Origin of the sequence: Advenella alkanexedens, from assembly GCF_019132845.1 — a bacterium.
Lineage (GTDB): Bacteria > Pseudomonadota > Gammaproteobacteria > Burkholderiales > Burkholderiaceae_B > Advenella > Advenella alkanexedens.
Genome location: NZ_JAHSPR010000003.1, coordinates 175,248 through 195,198, shown reverse-complemented (window position 1 = coordinate 195,198; position 19,951 = coordinate 175,248). Strand labels below are relative to the sequence as shown.

Below are 19,951 nucleotides of genomic sequence, written 5' to 3'. Positions count from 1 at the left end.
CTATTTCTTCAGTTTTGGGTCCAGGGCATCCTGCAGGCCATCTCCCAGCACATTGAAGGCAAACATGGTCAGGGAAATGAACAGGGCCGGGAAAAACAATTGCCACCAGTCACCGGACAAGATAACGGGTAAGGCATCATTGGTCATGACACCCCAGCTGGCATGGGGGGCCTGTATGCCCAATCCCAGGAAGCTCAGGAAAGCTTCCGCAAAAATCGCGCTGGGTACGGTCAGTGTCATTTGTACAATAATGGGGCCCATGGTGTTGGGCAGCAGGTTTTTACGGATAATGCGGCCGGTGCTGGCACCGAAGGTTTGTGAGGCCGTGACAAACTCGAGGTTTTTGAGTTGCAGGACCTGGCCGCGCACGATCCTTGCCATGCTGATCCAGCCGGTGATGGTCAGGGCAATGATAATGGTTAACAGGCTGGGTTTCATGACTACCATTAGCAGGATCACCATGAGCAAATAGGGCAGGCCATACAGGATTTCGACAATACGCATCATGACGGTATCGGTTTTGCCGCCTTTCAGGCCGCTGTATCCACCGTATGCCACTCCAATCACAAAATCAATCAGGGCCGCCATGAATCCGACAAACAGTGAGATCCGGGCACCTTGCCAGGTCCGGGTGAAGACGTCTCGACCCAGGTCATCGGTGCCAAACCAATGCAGGGCTGAAGGTGGCAGGTTTTGGTTTCTGAGGTCCTGGGCGGTGGCGGAATAAGGGGAGAACAGGGGGGCAAACAGGGCCATACCGATCAGCGCCAGCAAAAATACCAGCCCGAGCATGGCCAGTTTATTGCGGCGCAGTCGTTGCCAGGCATCCTGCCAGTAGGAAACATAAGGCCTTTGCATGGCCTGATGGCTATCTTCCGGGTTTTTAACGGCCGGTTGCAGCCATTCGGGCGGAAAATGCTCTTGCTCGTGTCCGCTCATGCCTGCGCCTCTTTATGGTGAAGTCGTATGCGGGGATCCAGCAGGCAATATGCCATATCGACCAGAAACAGCATGAAAACCAGAATGGTACTGTAGAAAACGGTGGTGCCCATGATAACGGGATAGTCGCGGGTGCTGATGGAGTCGATGAAATAGCGACCCATACCTGGAATGGCAAAAATCTTTTCGATCACGAAAGTACCGGTCAGGATGGAGGCCATCAGGGTGCCCAGCAGGGTCACGACCGGCATGAGCGCATTGCGCAGGGCATGCCGGATAACCACCCGCATGGGTGACAGGCCTTTGGCACGGGCCATTTTGATGTAGTCCTGCGTGAGGGTTTCAAGCATGCTGGCGCGAATCAGTCGGGCAATGATGGCCATGGGGGCGGTCGCCAGGGCGGTTACCGGCAACACCATATGCATGGGCGTACGCCATGTGGCGGCCGGAAACCAGCCCAGATTGACGGCAAATTCCTGGATCAGCAGGGTGGACAGCACGAAATTGGGGATGGAAATGCCCAGTACGGCAATGCCCATGCACAGGTGGTCAATCAAGCCATTATGGTGTAGGGCGGCCATGACGCCCAGCACCAGGCCCGAAACCAGGGCAATGCCAATGGCCCACATGCCCAGTTCGAATGAAACCGGAAAACCGCGGCCAATCAATTCATTGACGGTGGTATCGGGACTGGCAATGGACGGTCCGAAGTTGAAGGTGGCAATGGATTTCAGGTAGCTGAAGTACTGGATGTACAGGGGTTGGTCAAGTTGGTGGAAGGCGCGCAGGTTCTCTTGCACGGCAACACTGGTTTGCCGGTCCTGTTCAAAAGGAGAGCCCGGAATCAGGTGCATCAGGATAAAAGTGAGCGAGGCGATCGTGAGGATCGTGCCGATCATGAGCAGGAATCGTTTGATGAGGTAGTTTTTCAAGTTAGCGGTTTCCTTCGGCAATGAGGTGGCAGGCGGCAAAATGGCCCGGTGCATGCTCTTTCCAGACAGGAGCCTGTTGCCGGCAAATGGCCTGTGCCTGCGGACAGCGGGTATGAAATACACATCCGGCCGGTGGATTGATGGCACTGGGCAGTTCGCCCTTGAGCAAAATACGTTGCCGCTGTTTTTCCAGATCGGGGTCGGGCACCGGGATTGCGGAAAGCAATGCCTGGGTATAAGGGTGCAGGGGATTGGCATATAACTCATCGCTGGCAGCCACTTCGGCCATCTGGCCCAGATACATGACACCCACCCGGTCTGACAAGTATTTCACCATGGCCAGATCATGGGCAATAAACAGGTAAGTGAGGCCTTTTTCTTGCTGCAGGCGTTGCAAAAGCAGCACAATCTGGGCCTGGATGGAGACGTCAAGGGCCGAAATCGGTTCATCGGCAATGATGATATCCGGCTCGAGAGCCAGTGCACGGGCAATGCCTACGCGCTGGCGCTGGCCACCCGAGAATTCATGCGGGTAGCGGTGTGCCTGGGTGGGACTTAACCCCACTTCTTCAAGGAGTCTGTAAACATGTTGGCGCAGGGCGTTTTTGTCTTTATGAACCTGATGGATTTCCAGCGGTTCGGCAATAATTTCAAAAATGGTGGCGCGTGGGTTAAGCGAGGCGTAAGGGTCCTGGAAGATCATCTGGACCTGGCGGCACCTTGTTCTGTTGTCTTGTTCGCTTGCCTGGTGGATATCTTTGCCATGAATGTATACCTGGCCTGCCGTGGGCGGGTACAGGCCCATAATGGTGCGTCCCACCGTGGACTTGCCGCAGCCGGATTCTCCCACCAGGCCGAATGTTTCACCTTGATGGATATCGAATGAAATACCGTTCAGGGCCTTGACGGTCTGGTGTTTGTCGATGGAGAAATGTTTTTTCAGTGCCCGGACGGATACCAGCGGCAGGTTATTGTTCTTATGGATGGCCATGACAATGGAATGTAAAAAAGTCTTGTTGGGACGATTTTAACAGCAATGATGGTGTAAACCCATGGTCTGGCGCAGGGATAAGGGTTAGGCCGGATCGTTTTTTTGCATGGCCAGGCGCATGACCGGAAAGGTCAGCCAGGCATAGATGCCAGCCAGAGCCGCGCAGGCGATGCAGAGCCAGGGCAAATGGGTGCTGACATAAAGCCATTTGAAGGTTTCAATACTGAGGGCGGACATGAACATCATGATCAGGCTCATGGCACCGGCCACCACGCCTTTGGGAGCCGTTGAGGAAAGCAGGGTCAGGCGGTACAGGACGGCAAAACTCAAGCCTTGGGCAAAGGACAGCAGGCTCATGCCCACAATCAGCCCGGCCAGGGTAAAGGCGGGCAGCAGACCGGCCAGCAACAGGCTGAGTCCACCCAGAAAAACCAGTGGCAGTGCATAGTAGACGGTTTGGCCAAGCGGCACTTTGCCTGAGATGCGGGCCAGGGTCAGGTTGCCCAGGATCAGGCAGGCAAAAATGGGAATCTGGGATTTGGCATAGCCCAGATTGTCCAGGCCAAGGTCTTTGACCAGAAAAACCGGAGACAGTCCGATCCAGACCAGCATGGGTAGTCCGATAATCGGACTGAACAGGGCCAACTGCATGAACGTCCGGTTGCGCAGAATGGTTTTGTAGTGGGCCAGGACGCTGCGGATGGGCTCTTTGGGGGCATGCAGGTCAACGGTTTCGGGCATGTGGCGAAACAGGCCAATCAGGCTCAGGCAGCAAATGCCGGCAATCAGGATGAACCCCCAGTGCCAGGACGCATAACTGATGAGGGCGGCACCGGCCAGCGGGCCCAGCAGGGGAGCAATAAGCGCAATATTGGCCATCAAAGCCATGACTTTAATGGCGGTGCTTTCCCGAAAGGCTTCCTGAATACTGACATAACCTACCGCGCCGATAAAGCAGTGTGAAACACCCTGCAGCAGACGCATCAGCATGAAGCTTTCAATATTGACCGTGAACAGGATCAGGATATTGGTAATGGCGTAATACAGTGTGCCAGCCAGCATGACCCGGCGCCGGCCGTAGCGGTCTGACAGGGGGCCGATCAGCCACATGAGGAGGGCACCACCCAGAATGTACAGCGACATTGAAGAGGCAACCCAGCTGTCATCCACCTTGAATTCATGCGTAATGGTGAGCATGGCCGGCTGCACCAGGTCGTTGCCAATATAAACCGCAAATTCAAACAGAACCAGTGCCACTGGAAACCAGATGAGGTCACGTTGATGTTTTTTAGTGTGGGTGGGTGTCATGAATTGGAAAACAGCTAAGATATTGGTACAACGATAGTGAGTCTGGCTGAAAGATGGAAAGTGGTGATTTTTGTACCGGGCATTTGCGTTGGTATTGCGTATTTCGGTAAGGAGTATAGCAGCTTGAATAAAGTGAGCTGTATTTTTTTGTCTATATTAATGCATGAGCAGATTATTAAACAGTCAGGTTGGAAAATCTATATATGATTAAACGTTAGTATGTTACGTTAGAAAAAAATCAATAACAAAAATAAACATAAATTATTGATTGAGACCGTTTTTTTATTTAAAAGCTATAGGGAGGTAAGTTGTGCGTATAGGTATACCCAAAGAAAGTTTGCAGGCAGAGACCAGGGTGGCGGCAACGCCAGCAACGGTTGAACAGCTGCAAAAACTGGGCTTTGATATCATGATTGAACATTCGGCAGGCCAGTTGGCCAGTTTTGATGATCAGGCTTATATCAATGCAGGAGCACAAACAGGCACACGACAGGAAGTATGGCAATCAGACCTGGTTTACAAGGTTAATGCTCCTACTGATGAAGAAATTGCCTTGCTCAGGGAAGGCAGTACGCTAGTGAGTTTTATCTGGCCGGCCCAGAATCCCGAGCTGGTGCAAAAGCTGGCTGGCAAGCAGATCAACGTGCTGGCCATGGACATGGTACCGCGCATTTCGCGGGCCCAGTCGCTGGATGCGCTGTCGTCCATGGCCAATATTGGCGGTTATCGTGCCGTTATTGAAGCGGCTCACGAGTTCGGCCGTTTCTTTACCGGCCAGATCACGGCCGCCGGCAAGGTGCCGCCTGCCAAGGTGCTGGTGATAGGTGCCGGTGTAGCTGGCCTGGCAGCCATTGGCACGGCAGGTTCTTTAGGGGCCATTGTACGGGCTTTTGATACCCGTCTTGAAGTGGCCGAGCAGATTGAATCCATGGGTGGCCAATTCCTGAAACTGGATTTTGGTGATGAAAACGGTTCGTCGTCAGACGGTTATGCCAAGACCATGTCCGAAGAGTTCATCCGTGCCGAAATGGCCCTGTTTGCCGAACAGGCCAAGGAAGTGGATATCATTATTACCACTGCCCTTATTCCGGGTAAACCGGCCCCCAAGCTGATTACCCGTGATATGGTGGACAGCATGAAACCGGGCTCGGTTATTGTGGATATGGCCGCTGCCGCCGGTGGCAACTGCGAATATACCCGTGCCGGTGAAGTCTTCATGACCGATAATGGCGTCAAAATCGTGGGGTACACCGATTTGCCCGGTCGTTTGCCGGCCCAGTCTTCGCAGCTGTATGCCACCAATCTGGTGAATTTAAGCAAATTGCTGTGCAAGGATAAAGACGGCCAGATTGATATCAATCAGGAAGATGTGGTGTTGCGCAATATGAGCGTGATTACCCAGGGTGCCGTTACTTTCCCGCCCCCGCCCATCAGTGTGTCGGCAGCGCCTGCCGCCGCTGCCAAGCCGGTTGCCGCGGTTAAAAAAACCGAGCCGAAATCGGTCCGCTTCAAGTTGGGGGTATTGGCCGTACTGCTCGTGCTGTTTGGCATGGCCGGTGCCTGGTCGCCCCCCGAGTTCCTGTCTCACTTTACGGTTTTTGTGCTGGCTTGCGTAGTGGGTTACTACGTGGTCTGGAACGTGACCCATTCCCTGCATACCCCGCTTATGTCGGTCACCAATGCGATTTCCGGCATTATTGTGGTGGGTGCCTTGCTGCAAATCGGGCATGGCAACGGGTTGGTCAGTGTGCTGGCATTTATTGCCATTCTGATTGCCAGCATCAATATTGCAGGGGGCTTCCTGGTTACGCAGCGCATGCTGAAAATGTTCAGAAAAGACAAGGGTGAATAATATGTCTCAAGGTTTGGTTATGGCGGCATATATTATTGCCGCATTGTTGTTCATTGCCAGTCTGGCGGGCTTGTCAAAACAGGAAACCGCCCGCAATGGCAATACATTCGGGATTGCCGGCATGGCGATTGCCCTGCTGGCCACCATTTTCAGCCAGAATGTGGAAGGCCTGGTCTGGATTATCATTGCCATGATCATTGGTGGTGCCATCGGCATGCGTCTGGCACAAAAAGTGGAAATGACGCAAATGCCCGAGCTGATTGCCATGTTGCACTGCTTTGTGGGTCTGGCGGCGGTTTTTGTAGGCTACAACAGCTATATCACGGCCGACAGCCATGGCACTTTGTCAGGCGCCATGCAGAACATTCACCTGGGTGAAGTTTTCCTGGGCGTGTTCATTGGTGCGGTAACCTTTACAGGCTCCATCGTCGCTTTTGGCAAACTGCGCGGTTCCATCAGTTCCAAGGCCTTAATGCTGCCACATCGTCACAAGCTTAATGCGCTGGCATTGCTGGTGTCATTCCTGCTGATGTGGCAATTTATTGCTTCTGGCGGTTCAACCTTTGCGCTCATTCTCATGACCCTCATTGCCCTGGCATTTGGCTGGCATTTGGTGGCTTCCATCGGGGGCGCCGATATGCCGGTCGTGGTGTCCATGCTCAACTCCTATTCGGGCTGGGCGGCGGCCGCGGCGGGTTTCATGCTGTCCAATGACCTGTTGATCGTGACGGGGGCCCTGGTGGGTTCATCGGGGGCGATTCTTTCTTACATCATGTGCAAGGCCATGAACCGGTCTTTCATTTCGGTGATTGCCGGGGGTTTTGGCAATGATGCCGTTGCCAGTGGCAGTGATGAGGAAATGGGTGAATATCGTGAAATGGTACCCGAGGAAGTGGCCGAAATCCTGAAGAATGCCAGTTCGGTCATTATTACTCCCGGCTATGGCATGGCCGTGGCCCAGGCCCAGTATCCGGTGGCTGAAATTACCCAGCACTTGCGCAATAAAGGGATTAACGTGCGCTTTGGCATCCATCCGGTGGCGGGCCGCTTGCCCGGTCATATGAACGTGCTCTTGGCCGAAGCCAAGGTGCCTTACGATATCGTGCTTGAAATGGATGAAATCAACGAGGACTTTGCCGATACCGATGTGGTGTTGGTCATTGGTGCCAACGATACCGTGAATCCGGCCGCCAGCGAAGACCCGACCAGCCCGATTGCCGGCATGCCGGTTCTTGAGGTCTGGAAGGCGCAGCAGGTGATTGTATTTAAACGCTCCATGAGCACGGGTTATGCCGGTGTGCAAAATCCGCTGTTCTTCAAAGACAACAGCTTTATGTGTTTTGGTGATGCGAAAGGAACAGTAGAGTCCATATTACGCGCTTTGTAATGTAGGCATCCACAGGGCTATAATCGTTTTTTTACGGTTTAGCCCTGTTTCTGTTTTCATGTCTCAATCTTTTCCCTTGCCCGTTCGCGATGGTATTGTACCTAGCCGCCTGTATTTGCCACGGGAGCAGCAATGGCCCGATTTGTTCAGTTTTCTGCTGGTGAAATTTCCGCATATGTCTCCGGACATACTGCGTGAGCGGCTGGCTCGTGGAGATATGGTGGATGCCACCGGTGTACCCATGCGGCTGGACAGTCCTTTTATCGCGGACAGCTGGTTGTGGTATTACCGCGAGGTACCGGCCGAAGTGAATGTCCCTTTTGAGATAGCGGTGCTGTACCAGGATGAATGTCTGGTGGTGGCTGACAAACCCCATTTTCTGGCCAGTATCCCGGGGGGGCGTTATTTGCAGGAAACCGCCCTGATCCGTTTACGCAAACAGCTCAATAACTTTGAGTTGAGCCCGATTCACCGTCTTGACCGGGATACGGCGGGTTTGCTGCTTTTCTGTGCCAATAAACGCCATCGGGGTGCCTACCAGACCTTGTTCCAGACACGTGATGTGTACAAAACCTATGAGGCCATCGCTCCCTTCAAGACCAGTCTGGAATTCCCCCTGATACGCGAGAGCCATATCCGTAAAAGTGCGCAGTATTTCACCATGGAAGAAGTGGCCGAGGCGCCCAACAGTCGTACCCGCATCAGCCTGTTGGCGCATAACGGGAAATGGGGCCATTATTTGCTGGAACCGCTGACCGGTAAAAAGCACCAGCTGCGGGTGCATATGAATGGTCTGGGCATACCGATTTGCAATGATGAGTTCTATCCGGCTTTATTGCCTGCCCGTGAAGAGGACCACTTTGACAGACCTCTGCAACTATTGGCCCGTTCAATTGGTTTTACCGATCCGGTGACCGGTCAGGCGCGGTTTTTTGAAAGCCGCAGAACGTTGGAAATGCTGTCTGATATGACCGAAACCTTGTCGCGTTAATCCGTTGCAGCTTGGTGCATGACACGTGATGTTAATGCGGCGTGGTATCGATAATGCCAAGGTGATTGGCGACATTGCGTTCCAGAAAGAACTGGCGCGAGGGCAGTTCATTGACGCGGGTGCGATTGATAATCATGGTGCTGCTGCCGCCGCCATCCAGGTTCAGGGCATTGTTCACATTCATTTTTTTAAACAGGCGTGCCAGCTGGTTCAGGGTATATCCCTTGAAATTGGCCTGGCGGCCTTCCACCACGACCAGGTATAGGTAGCGCTTATTGTTGCTAAGGCCCAGGGCTGTGCGGGGATGTTGGCCACGGGCGTTTGAATGACATATTTTCGAGCTGCCATTCGGGCAGATATAACGGCCATTTTTAAGGGTTTGCCAGCCTGAGATAACCGTATGCCAGGCGGGGTTATAAGCCGTTTTTCGGTTGGGGGCCTCGATGAAACAGCGATTGTTAATGGTACAGGCCAGAAAAGCGTGGTGGGGGGTATCGTAGCTGCCCGGCCAGAGGATGCCATTGCTGACATTCAAACCTTGTGGCTTGTTGTTTTCATCAAAGAAAGCACCGTTGATGGCGACGGTTGTTTGATTGGGGAAAGCAAAGTTGGATGTGGTTTGATAGGCTTGTTTGATGGGGGTGCCAATGATTTGAATGCCGGGGCAGTGAAGGTCGATTTTGGCAATATGAACCCGGTTCTGATCTGTTGTTTCATATTGTATGCATGGACTGACCTGTTCTTGGGCATGTACCAGGGGGGACAGCAGAAGACCCAGTACCGGCAAGAGACGAAGCAGGAGAAAATGAAGCATGCTCAGGAGGATCGGTGACGTTCAATCCTGAGCGCGCACCATAATGCCAGCCAGCATGTCAGTAACAGGACCAGCCAGTAAGCAACGGTGCCCACCCAGAACCGGGTATTGGCGTGCTGGCCATCGAGGACGCCCAGTACCTCACCGGTATAAGGGTTCAGGAAAATGCTCTGGTTATATAGTCCGTTTACCTTGAACTTGAACTGGGCACTGCTATCGGGGGACTGATCAATTTTTGCGCTAACCAGAATGGCATTGGCAGGAAGGTATTTACGGGCTTCCTCGTAAAGGATTTGTGACGGTATGGGGTCCTGGTTTTGTTCTTGAACATAAAACCGGTCATGGTAGGCCCAGGAGTCGATATGAGTATTGTAGAAATTGGTAATCGCGTTGCAAGCCAGAATGGTGATGACCGGAATGAGGAGCAGGGCCAGATAAAAATACCAGCGATAGCGCATGCCGTGAGCAGCGTATTCCTTCTGCCCTGAATAGGAGGTGTTCGGGGTTTGCATGTCAGTTTCTGAATTGACTTTTTCCATCGTCCTGATCTTGGGTGACGTGGTGTGTCTGGTAGGGAATCCCATGCGGAAAAAACGGCAGATGGGGCCCTGCAACCTTTCAGCCTTGTGTGATTTTGATGATCCTATGTGCTTGAGTTTACTACCATTTAAAAAGGTAAGGCAAGCAATAGCTTTTATTTTAAGGGTTTTTCGCTTAAATTCTGTTAATTCCGTTGAAAATGAAATTGACTTTACTGCTTAATCATGGTTAAACCCCATGCCTTGGGGGAAGGTGCATGGGGTTTATGAATAAGCGGCTTATGAACGATATTGTGCCTTGGCAACCTGACGCCAGTGATGCAATAGCGGCTCGGTATAGCCATTAGGCTGAGTCAGGCCCTTGAAGATCAGGTCACTGGCGGCCTGGAAGGCGGGAGAGGTATCAAAATTGCCAACCATGGGGCGGTAAGCCGGATCGCCTTCATTTTGCTTGTCAACTACGGCAGCCATGCGTTCCAGGGTTTTGCGAACCTGCTCTTCACTGACAATGCCATGGCGCAGCCAGTTGGCAATGTGCTGGCTGGAAATGCGCAGGGTGGCCCGGTCTTCCATTAGACCGATGTCGTGGATATCGGGCACTTTGGAGCAGCCAATACCCTGATCCACCCAGCGCACCACATAACCCAGGATACCCTGGGCATTGTTGTCCAGCTCCTGCTGTTTCTCTTCTTCGCTCCAGTTGGTGTTTTCTGCCACGGGGATGGTCAGGATGCGGTCAAGGTAATCGCTGGTGTCACCTTCCAGGCTTTTCTGGACTTCCTTCACATTAACCTGATGGTAATGCAGGGCATGCAGGGTTGCCGCGGTAGGTGAAGGCACCCAGGCGGTATTGGCACCGGCTTTCAAATGGCCGATTTTCTGCTCAATCATGGCAGCCATCAGGTCTGGCATGGCCCACATGCCCTTACCGATTTGTGCCTTGCCCACCAGGCCGCAGGCCAGGCCGGTTTGTACGTTATTGCGTTCGTAGGCATCAATCCAGGCGGTTTGCTTGATATCGGCCTTGCGGATGACCGGGCCGGCTTCCATGGACGTGTGGATTTCGTCACCGGTGCGGTCAAGAAAACCGGTGTTAATGAAGGCGATGCGCTCTTTGGCTTCAAATACGCAGGCTTTCAGGTTGACGCTGGTACGACGCTCTTCATCCATGACGCCCATTTTCAGGGTATTGGGGGCCAGGCCCAGCAGTTGTTCGGTGCGACTGAACAGTTGGGTGGCAAAGGCAACTTCGTCGGGGCCATGCATTTTGGGTTTGACAATATAGATGGAGCCGGTATGTGAGTTGCGTTCGCTGCCTTCACGTTTCAGGTCATGAATGGCGATCAGGCTGGTAATGACGGCGTCCATGATGCCTTCAGGGACCTCATTGCCGTTTTCGTCAAGGATGGCCGGATTGCTCATTAAGTGACCGACGTTACGGATAAACATGAGCGAGCGGCCCTGCAGGGTTGCTGTTTCACCGGTTTTGGTGGTGTACTGGCGATCGGGGTTCAGGGTACGGGTCATGGTCTTGCCGTTTTTGACGAAGGTATCACTCAGGGTACCGTTCATCAGGCCCAGCCAGTTACTGTAGGCCAGGACTTTGTCTTCGGCATCGACAGCGGCGATCGAGTCTTCACAGTCCATGATCGTACTGAGAGCGGATTCGAGTAACAGGTCTTTGACACCGGCCAGGTCCTGTTTGCCAATGGGGTGGTTGCGGTCGATCTGGATTTCAAAATGCAGGCCATTGTGGCGAATCACAAGTGCTTCAGGGGTGTTGGGATTGCCACGGTAACCCAGGAAGCAGGCGGGATCGGCCAGCGTGGTTTGGCTGCCGTCTGTGAGGGTGGCACAAAACCCGCCCTGATTGACGCTGTATTGGCTGACATCTTTGTGTGAGCCCTGGGCCAGCGGAATGCTTTGGTCAAGGAATTCGCGGCCATAGGCAATGACTTTTTCACCGCGCACAGGGTTATAGCCTCCGGTGCTGGTTGCGCCATCGTCTTCGCTGATGGCATCGGTACCATACAGGGCATCGTACAGGCTGCCCCAGCGCGCATTGGCGGCATTCAGGGCATAACGCGCATTGGTAATGGGTACTACCAGTTGCGGGCCACCCTGGTCGGAAATGGCGTAATCAATGTTGGCGGTACTGACCTTGAAGTCGGTCGGTACGTCTTTCAGGTAGCCGATTTTTTTCAGGAAATCCTTATAGGCAGGCATGTTTTGGATGGGGCCCGGGTTGGCGCGGTACCAGTTGTCCATTTCGGCCTGGATGCGGTCACGCTCGGCCAGCAATGCCTTGTTTTCAGGGGCCAGGTCATGGATAAGCTGGTCGAACCCTTGCCAGAAAGCGGCAGGATCGACACCGGTACCCGGCAGGGCGCGGGTATCGATGAAGTCTTTCAGTACGGTGGCTACCTGCAAACGGTGGCATTGGGTTCTTTCAGTCATGTCGTGCTCCTGTCATGGAAATTTTTTTTGCGTATATTTGAAGAATGATGATGCTATTATGACGCGATGCACACTAAGCCTCAAGGTGCCTGGGGTAAACACAGTTTTTACTTTTAGTAAAAAGCGATATTTATTTTGAGTTTATAAATGGAAGCATTGGTTCATGCAAAACCTGTTCAATCATTATCCTGAAAAGGCCTTGCTGGTCGAGGGCGTGGCCGGTAGCGGGAAATCCACCCTGATTGCGGAAGAGGCCCGGCATTGCGTGCCTGGTGCACCGACTTTGCTAATGACATTCAGCCGTGCCGGGCGTGATGTATTAAGTGGCTATATGCAAAAACGGGGGCTGGTTTCGGCCGAGCAACCGAATCTGACCATCAGTACGATTGACGGTCTGGCGCATCAGCTGTTGCGTCGCCTGGGGGATGAACGTTATGTGCTGGAACGTACCGCTGTCGTGCGGGAATTGTTGCCACAACTGGTGGAAGAAGCCTGTGAAGAAGGTTTTGACTGGGAATTCACGGCACCGCAGATTAATGAAGAACACATGAATGCGCTGATGGCCGACATGGATTTTTTTCGTGCCTCCAGGGCCTGGGAGGCCGAGTCGGCTGAAGATTGTGAGTTCATCTGCGAAGGCAAGCTAAATTTTGATTACCGTTTTGTGCGCCGCGTTTTTTATGCGTATGACTCGTACCGTGCCCATTGGCCCGGGCCCGAGGCAGGTACGGAAAGCCTTTTGCTGGATCCTTATGTGGCGCCTGCCCAAAGAGCCGGGTTGTTTGGGTTCCGGCTGATATCCGAGGCGGTGTTTGACCTGCTGGAGCGGCTCGAGTCAGAAACCCTGGATGAGCGCTTTATGGGCGGGTACCGTTTTGTGTTTATTGATGAGTTTCATGACACGACCCCTTTGCAGCTGGCCTTCCTGTTTAAGGTATTAAGTCCGCAGGCACGTATTATGGCGGTTGGTGACCGGATGCAGAATATTTTTGCCTGGCGGGGTACCGATACCGATGCGGTGTTTGATACCTATGTGCAGCACTATTCGGCCCGTACCATCCATTCCTTGCACACTTACCGTTTTGGCAATGCCCTGGCTGAATTGGCTGGCAAGCTGACGGGCCGGCAATTGCAGTCAATGGCCAAACATAAAACCGGCATTACGGCCGTAAAGGGTACGATGGCCGATTTGCTGCCCCATCTCAAACCGGCCCGTTTGCCGCATTTGGCGGTGGTTTGCCGCAATGGGGCAGATAAGGTTCGTGCGGCTTTTGATCTGTTCAATAGTGGCGATAGCGGCCCGGCCCTGGCTTATCCGTTGGTGAATACGTTTGCCGTCAGCATGCTGCTTTACTTGTATTCGGTACGCTTTCCCCGGTTTGCCCCCATGGTAAAAAAAATGGACGAGGCCGTGCTGCAGTTTTTAAGCTTGCCGCATTGCCTGCTGGACGAACAGGCCAAGCATGAAATTGCCCATAAGGCAACACCAGGCAGTTTGCGCATGTATCTGGATCTGCATTTGCGGGGTGGCTCGGTCAAAGGAGAAGCCTTTACCGATGAGATGAAAGGCGCCCTGCAATGGTGGCTTGATCATAAAAGCACAAAAGCCGGACTGGTGGCAGAACTGGAAACCTTTGCACGCATGTCAGGGGTGTTCAGTCTGGGGACTGCTCAGCATCGGGTGCTGGAACAGACCGCCTGGTCTTCGTGGCTGGGTCTGTTGCAATTTTTGGCTGACCGGCAGGCAAGTCTTGAGCAATGGCCTGCCCTGTATGATCGGCTTTTGGCCAGCTGGAAAACCCGGGGCGGGATCCGCTTTTATACCGTGAGTGAAGCCAAGGGACGTGAATTTGATGAAGTGCTGGTGTATAACGCAAGCCTGGCAGGATTCAGTACCCGGGGCAGTGATGATGCGATAGAACGCAACCGTTTTTACGTGGCCATTACCCGGACAAAAAAATCGCTGTTTCTGTTAGCGGGTTAGCTAAGTTCAACAGCGATTGATGGGGCAATATGTGCTTGATAAGGGTGTTTATTGGTCAACGAAAGCGCGTTCAACCACATAAGCGCCCGGTTTGGAGGTGCTGCCCTCGTTAAAACCGCGTTTTTCCAGAATGGGTTTCAGGTCGCGCAGCAGGCCAGGGCTGCCACAGATCATGACGCGATCTTCTTCGGGGTTGAGTTCAGGGACATTCAGGTCGGTGAACAGTTTGCCGTTTTCGATAAGATCGGTAATGCGACCCTGGTTTTCAAAGGGTTCGCGGGTAACCGTGGGGTAATATTTGAGTTGATTGGTGACCATTTCACCCAGGAATTCATTTTTGGGCAATTCATTGATGAAATAATCGCGATAACACAATTCGTTAACGAAACGTACGCCATGCACCAGAATGACCTCTTCAAAACGCTCATAGGTCTCGGGGTCGCGCATGATGCTCAGGAACGGTGCCAGACCCGTACCCGTTGACAGCATATAGAGCCGTTTGCCGGGCAAGAGATAATCGATGAGCAGGGTTCCGGTAGGCTTGCGGCCAATAATGATATTGTCGCCAACCTTGATATGTTGCAGGCGCGAGGTAAGCGGGCCGTCGGGAACCTTGATGCTAAGGAATTCGAGATGCTCTTCGTAATTGGGGCTGGCAATACTGTAGGCGCGTAGCAATGGTTTGCCATTAACCGGCAAGCCGATCATGGTGAAATGGCCGTTACTGAAACGAAGGGCCTGGTCGCGGGTAGTAGTAAAACTGAAAAGGCGATCTGTCCAGTGGTGGACACTTAATACTTTGCCTTCAAGAAAAGCTGCAGCCATAAACGATTGACCTGTTGGAGTTATTAAAAATAAAAAAGAATTTGTTATTCTACAAAAGAAAGCAAAATATTTTCTTGAATATAATCAAACTATCTTCTTTTAATTAATCAAAAAGCAGTAAATTACTATTAATTTCCTTTTTTTCGGGTTAATTCCCGCGTTTTCCAATTATTCAGTAATAAGTTTATAAACAGCTTGTCTATGGCTTGTGGCAGGGAGTCTACAAATATGGTTATGAAAGCATTTTCCAGAACAATCTGGCAATGGGGTGTTGCTCCGCTGCTTGCCGTGTCGGTGTCCGTAACGGCATACGCACAAGACGTGATCCGCATTGGTGAAATCAACAGTTATAAAACCATTCCGGCTTTTTTGGAGCCGTATAAAAAAGGGATTGATCTGGCGGTTGAGCAAATCAACCAGGCGGGTGGCCTGAATGGCAAAAAAGTGGAAGTCCTGATTCGTGATGATGCGGGCAACCAGGGCAATGCCATCCGTGAAGCCCAGCAACTTATTACCCGTGACAAGGTTGATGTATTAACAGGCAGTTTCCTGTCGAATATCGGTCTGGCACTGGCCGACTTCGCCAAACAGAAAAAAGTATTCTTCCTGGCCGGTGAACCCCTGACTGACAAAATCGTTTGGGAAAACGGTAACCGGTATACCTATCGCCTGCGCGATTCCACTTATATGAAAGTGGCCATGCTGATTCCCGAAGCGGTCAAAATGAACAAAAAGCGCTGGGCCCTGGTGTATCCCAATTATGAATACGGGCAATCGGCTATTGAGTCATTCAAGAAACTGCTGAAAGCGCAACAGCCCGATGTGGAGTTCGTGGCCGAGCAGGCCGTTACCCTGAACAAGATTGACGCGGGTAACGTGGTGCAGGCCCTGGCCGATGCCAAACCCGATGCGCTGTTTAACGTATTGTTCAGCACCGATCTGACCAAATTCGTGCGGGCTGGCAAAACCCGCCAGTTTTTTGACGACCTGCCGGTGGTTAGCCTGTTAACGGGTGAACCCGAGTATCTGGACCCTTTGGGTGAAGACACCCCCAAAGGCTGGTTTGTGACCGGTTACCCCTGGTATGCGATTGACACGCCCGAACATAATGCCTTCCTGAAGGCTTACCAGGACAAGTTCAACGACTATCCGCGTGCCGGTTCGATTGTGGGTTATGCCATGATCATGTCACTGGCCGAAGGAATCAAAGCGGCAGGCTCCACCGATACCGAAGCCCTGATTGAAGCCTTCAAGGGACTGAAAGTGCCCACTCCGTTTGGTGAAATTGAATACCGTGACATTGACAACCAGTCCACCATGGGCGCTTATGTGGGCAGGCTGGATGTCAAGGACGGCAAGGGTATCATGACTGATATCCGCTATGTGGACGGTAAAGATGTACAGCCTTCCGATGAGGAAGTGAAAAAACTGCGTCCTGCCGAATAAGTCACAATGGAAGTCTCGGGTTTAATTGTTCAGCTGCTGAACGGTCTGGCGGGAACCTCATCCCTGTTTATGGTGGCTGCCGGGCTGTCATTGATTTTCGGGGTCACCCGGATTATCAATTTCGCCCATGGTTCCCTGTATATGCTGGGCATTTATATTGCCTATTCGCTCACCTCATGGCTGGGTGGCACAGCACTGGGATTCTGGGGGGGGCTGCTGGCGGCCGGCCTGCTGGTGGCCGTACTGGGTGTACTCATTGAAGTTTTTCTGCTCAGGTGCATCTACCGTGCCCCCGAACTGTTCCAGTTGCTGGCCACTTTTGCGCTGGTGCTGATTGCCAGCGATGCGGCCCATTGGTTATGGGGGCCTGAAGACTTGCTGGGCATGCAGGCCCCGGGGCTGGAAGGCGCCATACCGGTGTTGGGACGCATGTTTCCCACCTATAACATTTTCCTGATGATTATCGGCCCCCTGGTATTGCTGCTATTGTGGTGGCTGCTGAACCGTACCCGCTGGGGCACGTTTGTGCGTGCGGCAACCCAGGACAAGGAAATGCTGGGGGCCCTGGGCGTTAACCAGGCATGGCTGTTTACCAGTGTGTTTGCACTGGGTTCTTTTCTGGCGGGTCTGGGTGGCGCGCTGGAGCTGCCCAATGAGCCTGCCAGCCTGGGGCTGGACATGCGTATTATTGGCGATGCCTTTGCTGTGGTGGTTGTGGGGGGCATGGGTTCCATTACCGGTGCTTTTCTGGCGGCGCTGTTGATTACCGAAATGAAGGCTATTTGTATCTGGCTGGGAACAGTACAGCTGGCGGGCCTGCAGATTGAGTTTTCCCAACTGACCATGGTGGTTGAGTTCCTGATTATGGCACTGGTGCTGGTGTTCAGGCCATGGGGTTTGCTGGGCAGGGAGCAGGCCGCTTCACGCAATTCGGCACCGGTTGAGGCACCCATTCGCCCGGCTGGCCGCTTCCTTCAAATAGCCGCGTGCCTGACCTTGCTGTTACTGGCGGGGGTGCCGCTGCTGGAAGACAGGTTTCCCTATCTGATGATCCTGACGCAGGATGCCCTGATTGCCGTGTTGTTTGCCACCAGCCTGCATTTTATTGCCGGGCCGGCGGGCATGCATACCTTTGGCCATGCCGCTTATTTTGGTCTGGGGGCCTATGCCGCCGCTTTGCTGATGCAAAAAGCGGGTTTGCCTCTGGTGGCGACCCTGTTTATCGCCCCCCTGTTTGCGGCCCTGGGTGCCTTGGTATATGGCTGGTTCTGTGTGCGGCTTAGCGGTATTTACCTGGCCATGCTGACCCTGGCGTTTGCCCAGATTACATGGTCGGTCGTGTTTCAGTGGGACAGTTTTACGGGTGGCTCCAATGGCCTGATCGGGATCTGGCCGCCTGATTGGTTAAACAGTCCACAAGCCTATTACTACTTTACGCTTATCATTGTGGCAGGCAGTGTGCTGGCGTTGCGTCGCCTGCTGTTTTCGCCGTTTGGTTATGCCATGCGGGCCGGGCGTGACTCGGTATTGCGCAGTGATGCGATTGGCATTAACGTGAAACATACCCAATGGCTGGCCTTTGTAATCGCCGGTCTGTTTGCCGGTCTGGCAGGGGTGCTGTATGTGTATTCCAAAGGCAGTGTTTCTCCTGAAGAATTGCATATCAGCAAGTCTGTTGACGGTTTGGTCATGGTGTTGCTGGGGGGCGTGCAGTCTTTGCTGGGGCCCATTGTTGGTGCATTTTCCTATACCGTGCTGCATGATTACGTAGTGGGTATGACCGATTATTGGAAAGCCCTGTTTGGTCTGGTTATTCTGGTACTGGTTTTATTGTTTCCTCAGGGTATTGCCGGATTCTTTGCCCAGCTGGGCAGGCGTTTTCAGGCCCGTCAGGCCATGACTTCCAAAGGACAGCCATGAGTTTGTTGCAGGTGAATGATCTTCATAAGTCCTATGGCGATTTCATGGCGGTCCGGGGGGTGAGTTTCAGCCTGGAGCCCGGTGAAATGCTGGCCCTGATCGGCCCCAACGGGGCAGGCAAGTCAACCACTTTCAACATGATTGGTGGTCAGGCCAGGGCCAATCAGGGAACGGTTCTGCTGAACGGTCAACCCATCCTGGGTCTGCACGCACGTGATATCTGGCAGCTGGGCGTGGGTCGCACTTTCCAGATTGCCGCCACTTTTGCCTCGCTCACCGTGGTTGAAAACGTGCAAATGACCCTGCTGTCTTTTCACCGGAAAATGTTTTCGTTTTTCAGGTCGGCCGCTGCACAATACCGGGAACAGGCCTTGGCTTTGTTGGCACAGGTGGGTATGGAAGACCAGGCCGACCGGCCCTGCAGCGAACTGGCCTATGGTGATGTGAAACGGGTGGAGCTGGCCATGGCCCTTGCCAATGATCCGGTTTTATTACTCATGGATGAGCCCACGGCAGGCATGGCCCCCCAGGAACGCAATGCATTGATGGCCCTGACGCATAAACTGGCCAGGCAGCGCAATATGGGTGTCCTGTTTACCGAACATAGTATGGATGTGGTGTTTGCCTATGCCGACCGTATTATTGTGCTGGCCGCCGGCTGGCTGATTGCCGAAGGCTCTCCCGATGAAATCCGCAACCATCCGCAGGTCAGGGAAGTGTACCTGGGCTCGGGAATCGGATTGGAAAAACTGAAAGAAGGGTTGACAACATGAGTGCCATCTTGCCGGAAAAATCAATGCCGGGGGCGGGTGAAACAGATTTGTTAACGGTTGCAGGCCTGAATGCCTGGTATGGCGGGGCACATATCCTGTTTGATGTGAATCTGACGGTGGGCCGCGGTGAAGTGGTGGCGTTAATGGGCCGTAATGGCGCGGGAAAATCAACCACCCTCAAATCCATCATGGGCCTGCTGGATCGCACCAGTGGCAAGGTGATTTTCATGGGCCAGGATATTTCACGCTGGCCACCCTACCGGATTGCCAGGTTGGGTCTGGGTTATGTGCCTGAAGACCGGCGGGTGTTTTCCGACCTGAGCGTGACCGAGAATCTGGATGTGGGACGCCAGCCCGTGCGACATTGGCCTGATGGCCGTGAGGCTGTTGTCTGGACCCGTGAGTCCCTGTTTTCCCTGTTTCCCAATTTGGGCAAAATGCTGGACCGGCCCGGTGGCAAGATGAGCGGGGGCGAGCAGCAAATGCTGAGCGTGGCCCGGACCTTAATGGGTAACCCTTTCATGGTGCTGCTCGATGAGCCCTCGGAAGGGGTGGCACCGGTGGTGGTGGAGCAAATGGCCCGCATGATACTGGCCCTTAAAGAAAAAGGGCTTGGTATTTTGTTGTCAGAACAGAACCTGCCCTTTGCTGAGTTGGTGTCGGACCGGGCTTATGTGCTCGAAAAGGGACAAATCAAATATAGTGGTTCCATCCAGTCACTGATGGAAAATGAAGCGGTCAAACGGGCTTACCTGACGGTTTGAGTTTGAAGCGTGGATGGTATGTAACCAAA

The 19,951-nt window shown here is 53.2% G+C and carries 17 protein-coding genes; 9 read left to right on the top strand and 8 right to left on the bottom strand.

What is annotated here, in order from left to right:
- The 4 genes from KU392_RS05365 to KU392_RS05350 all read right to left on the bottom strand — a co-directional run bounded on the left by KU392_RS05365 (nt 1) and on the right by KU392_RS05350 (nt 4,170).
- Nucleotides 1-939 (bottom strand): ABC transporter permease, encoded by a 939-nt coding sequence (locus tag KU392_RS05365; protein WP_217734794.1) that lies wholly within the window; start codon nt 937-939, stop codon nt 1-3.
- On the bottom strand, nt 936-1,871 hold the full coding sequence (locus KU392_RS05360) for an ABC transporter permease (RefSeq protein WP_217734793.1): 936 nt from the start codon (nt 1,869-1,871) through the stop codon (nt 936-938). The genes KU392_RS05365 and KU392_RS05360 overlap by 4 nt, the downstream gene beginning before the upstream one ends.
- 1 nt (nt 1,872) lies before the next feature.
- Nucleotides 1,873-2,862 carry an ABC transporter ATP-binding protein gene (locus tag KU392_RS05355; RefSeq protein WP_169292941.1) on the bottom strand — a complete coding sequence of 330 codons (990 nt, stop codon included), beginning with the start codon at nt 2,860-2,862 and terminating at the stop codon, nt 1,873-1,875.
- 84 nt (nt 2,863-2,946) lie between these two features.
- A complete protein-coding gene (locus KU392_RS05350; protein ID WP_217734792.1) occupies nt 2,947-4,170 on the bottom strand; it encodes an MFS transporter in 1,224 nt (407 codons plus the stop codon).
- 310 nt (nt 4,171-4,480) lie between these two features.
- Between KU392_RS05350 and KU392_RS05345 the strand changes: the two genes are divergently transcribed.
- Genes KU392_RS05345 through KU392_RS05335 form a run of 3 tightly spaced genes read left to right on the top strand, consistent with a single transcriptional unit; the run spans nt 4,481 to nt 8,400 of the window.
- A complete protein-coding gene (locus KU392_RS05345; RefSeq protein ID WP_169292943.1) occupies nt 4,481-6,022 on the top strand; it encodes a Re/Si-specific NAD(P)(+) transhydrogenase subunit alpha in 1,542 nt (513 codons plus the stop codon).
- Between the two features lies 1 nt (nt 6,023).
- Nucleotides 6,024-7,409 (top strand): Re/Si-specific NAD(P)(+) transhydrogenase subunit beta, encoded by a 1,386-nt coding sequence (gene pntB / locus KU392_RS05340; protein ID WP_169292944.1) that lies wholly within the window; start codon nt 6,024-6,026, stop codon nt 7,407-7,409.
- A 58-nt stretch (nt 7,410-7,467) separates the two neighbouring features.
- Entirely contained in the window at nt 7,468-8,400 is a 933-nt protein-coding gene (locus KU392_RS05335) for a pseudouridine synthase (protein WP_217734791.1), read from the top strand.
- A gap of 31 nt (nt 8,401-8,431) precedes the next feature.
- Here the strand turns inward: KU392_RS05335 and KU392_RS05330 are convergent, their stop codons facing one another.
- Nucleotides 8,432-9,214: a phosphodiester glycosidase family protein gene (locus KU392_RS05330; protein ID WP_169292946.1), complete on the bottom strand. Its 783-nt coding sequence runs from the start codon at nt 9,212-9,214 to the stop codon at nt 8,432-8,434.
- A 2-nt stretch (nt 9,215-9,216) separates the two neighbouring features.
- Nucleotides 9,217-9,726 (bottom strand): PepSY-associated TM helix domain-containing protein, encoded by a 510-nt coding sequence (locus KU392_RS05325; protein ID WP_169292947.1) that lies wholly within the window; start codon nt 9,724-9,726, stop codon nt 9,217-9,219.
- Here KU392_RS05325 and KU392_RS05320 point away from each other — a divergent pair.
- A complete protein-coding gene (locus KU392_RS05320; protein WP_169292948.1) occupies nt 9,725-9,976 on the top strand; it encodes a hypothetical protein in 252 nt (83 codons plus the stop codon). The genes KU392_RS05325 and KU392_RS05320 overlap by 2 nt on opposite strands.
- Nucleotides 9,977-10,032: 56 nt before the next feature.
- On the opposite strand, the gene KU392_RS05315 is transcribed toward KU392_RS05320, so the two are convergent.
- On the bottom strand, nt 10,033-12,210 hold the full coding sequence (locus tag KU392_RS05315) for a malate synthase G (protein WP_169292949.1): 2,178 nt from the start codon (nt 12,208-12,210) through the stop codon (nt 10,033-10,035).
- Between the two features lie 163 nt (nt 12,211-12,373).
- Between KU392_RS05315 and KU392_RS05310 the strand changes: the two genes are divergently transcribed.
- Entirely contained in the window at nt 12,374-14,194 is a 1,821-nt protein-coding gene (locus KU392_RS05310) for a UvrD-helicase domain-containing protein (protein ID WP_217734790.1), read from the top strand.
- 48 nt (nt 14,195-14,242) lie between these two features.
- On the opposite strand, the gene KU392_RS05305 is transcribed toward KU392_RS05310, so the two are convergent.
- Nucleotides 14,243-15,019 carry a ferredoxin--NADP reductase gene (locus tag KU392_RS05305; RefSeq protein WP_169292951.1) on the bottom strand — a complete coding sequence of 259 codons (777 nt, stop codon included), beginning with the start codon at nt 15,017-15,019 and terminating at the stop codon, nt 14,243-14,245.
- A gap of 234 nt (nt 15,020-15,253) precedes the next feature.
- Here KU392_RS05305 and KU392_RS05300 point away from each other — a divergent pair, with 234 nt between their 5' ends.
- The 4 genes from KU392_RS05300 to KU392_RS05285 are packed head-to-tail and all read left to right on the top strand — an operon-like array spanning nt 15,254 to nt 19,922.
- Complete coding sequence (locus KU392_RS05300; protein WP_217734887.1) at nt 15,254-16,465, top strand: ABC transporter substrate-binding protein; 1,212 nt, start codon at nt 15,254-15,256, stop codon at nt 16,463-16,465.
- Nucleotides 16,466-16,471: 6 nt separating this feature from the next.
- Nucleotides 16,472-18,385 carry an ABC transporter permease gene (locus KU392_RS05295; protein WP_217734789.1) on the top strand — a complete coding sequence of 638 codons (1,914 nt, stop codon included), beginning with the start codon at nt 16,472-16,474 and terminating at the stop codon, nt 18,383-18,385.
- Nucleotides 18,382-19,158 carry an ABC transporter ATP-binding protein gene (locus KU392_RS05290; protein ID WP_169292953.1) on the top strand — a complete coding sequence of 259 codons (777 nt, stop codon included), beginning with the start codon at nt 18,382-18,384 and terminating at the stop codon, nt 19,156-19,158. Before KU392_RS05295 ends, KU392_RS05290 begins: the two co-directional genes overlap by 4 nt.
- On the top strand, nt 19,155-19,922 hold the full coding sequence (locus KU392_RS05285; protein ID WP_217734788.1) for an ABC transporter ATP-binding protein: 768 nt from the start codon (nt 19,155-19,157) through the stop codon (nt 19,920-19,922). The genes KU392_RS05290 and KU392_RS05285 overlap by 4 nt, the downstream gene beginning before the upstream one ends.
- Nucleotides 19,923-19,951: the final 29 nt, after the last annotated feature.

Bases quoted from the DNA above. Each gene is read 5' to 3' on its own strand.
- KU392_RS05365 (WP_217734794.1), bottom strand. From the start codon at position 939: ATGAGCGGACACGAGCAAGAGCATTTTCCGCCCGAATGGCTGCAACCG.
- KU392_RS05355 (WP_169292941.1), bottom strand. From the start codon at position 2,862: ATGGCCATCCATAAGAACAATAACCTGCCGCTGGTATCCGTCCGGGCA.
- KU392_RS05350 (WP_217734792.1), bottom strand. From the start codon at position 4,170: ATGACACCCACCCACACTAAAAAACATCAACGTGACCTCATCTGGTTT.
- pntB (WP_169292944.1), top strand. From the start codon at position 6,024: ATGTCTCAAGGTTTGGTTATGGCGGCATATATTATTGCCGCATTGTTG.
- KU392_RS05335 (WP_217734791.1), top strand. From the start codon at position 7,468: ATGTCTCAATCTTTTCCCTTGCCCGTTCGCGATGGTATTGTACCTAGC.
- KU392_RS05330 (WP_169292946.1), bottom strand. From the start codon at position 9,214: ATGCTTCATTTTCTCCTGCTTCGTCTCTTGCCGGTACTGGGTCTTCTG.
- KU392_RS05320 (WP_169292948.1), top strand. From the start codon at position 9,725: ATGTCAGTTTCTGAATTGACTTTTTCCATCGTCCTGATCTTGGGTGAC.
- KU392_RS05325 (WP_169292947.1), bottom strand. From the start codon at position 9,726: ATGCAAACCCCGAACACCTCCTATTCAGGGCAGAAGGAATACGCTGCT.
- KU392_RS05315 (WP_169292949.1), bottom strand. From the start codon at position 12,210: ATGACTGAAAGAACCCAATGCCACCGTTTGCAGGTAGCCACCGTACTG.
- KU392_RS05310 (WP_217734790.1), top strand. From the start codon at position 12,374: ATGCAAAACCTGTTCAATCATTATCCTGAAAAGGCCTTGCTGGTCGAG.
- KU392_RS05305 (WP_169292951.1), bottom strand. From the start codon at position 15,019: ATGGCTGCAGCTTTTCTTGAAGGCAAAGTATTAAGTGTCCACCACTGG.
- KU392_RS05300 (WP_217734887.1), top strand. From the start codon at position 15,254: ATGAAAGCATTTTCCAGAACAATCTGGCAATGGGGTGTTGCTCCGCTG.
- KU392_RS05295 (WP_217734789.1), top strand. From the start codon at position 16,472: ATGGAAGTCTCGGGTTTAATTGTTCAGCTGCTGAACGGTCTGGCGGGA.
- KU392_RS05290 (WP_169292953.1), top strand. From the start codon at position 18,382: ATGAGTTTGTTGCAGGTGAATGATCTTCATAAGTCCTATGGCGATTTC.
- KU392_RS05285 (WP_217734788.1), top strand. From the start codon at position 19,155: ATGAGTGCCATCTTGCCGGAAAAATCAATGCCGGGGGCGGGTGAAACA.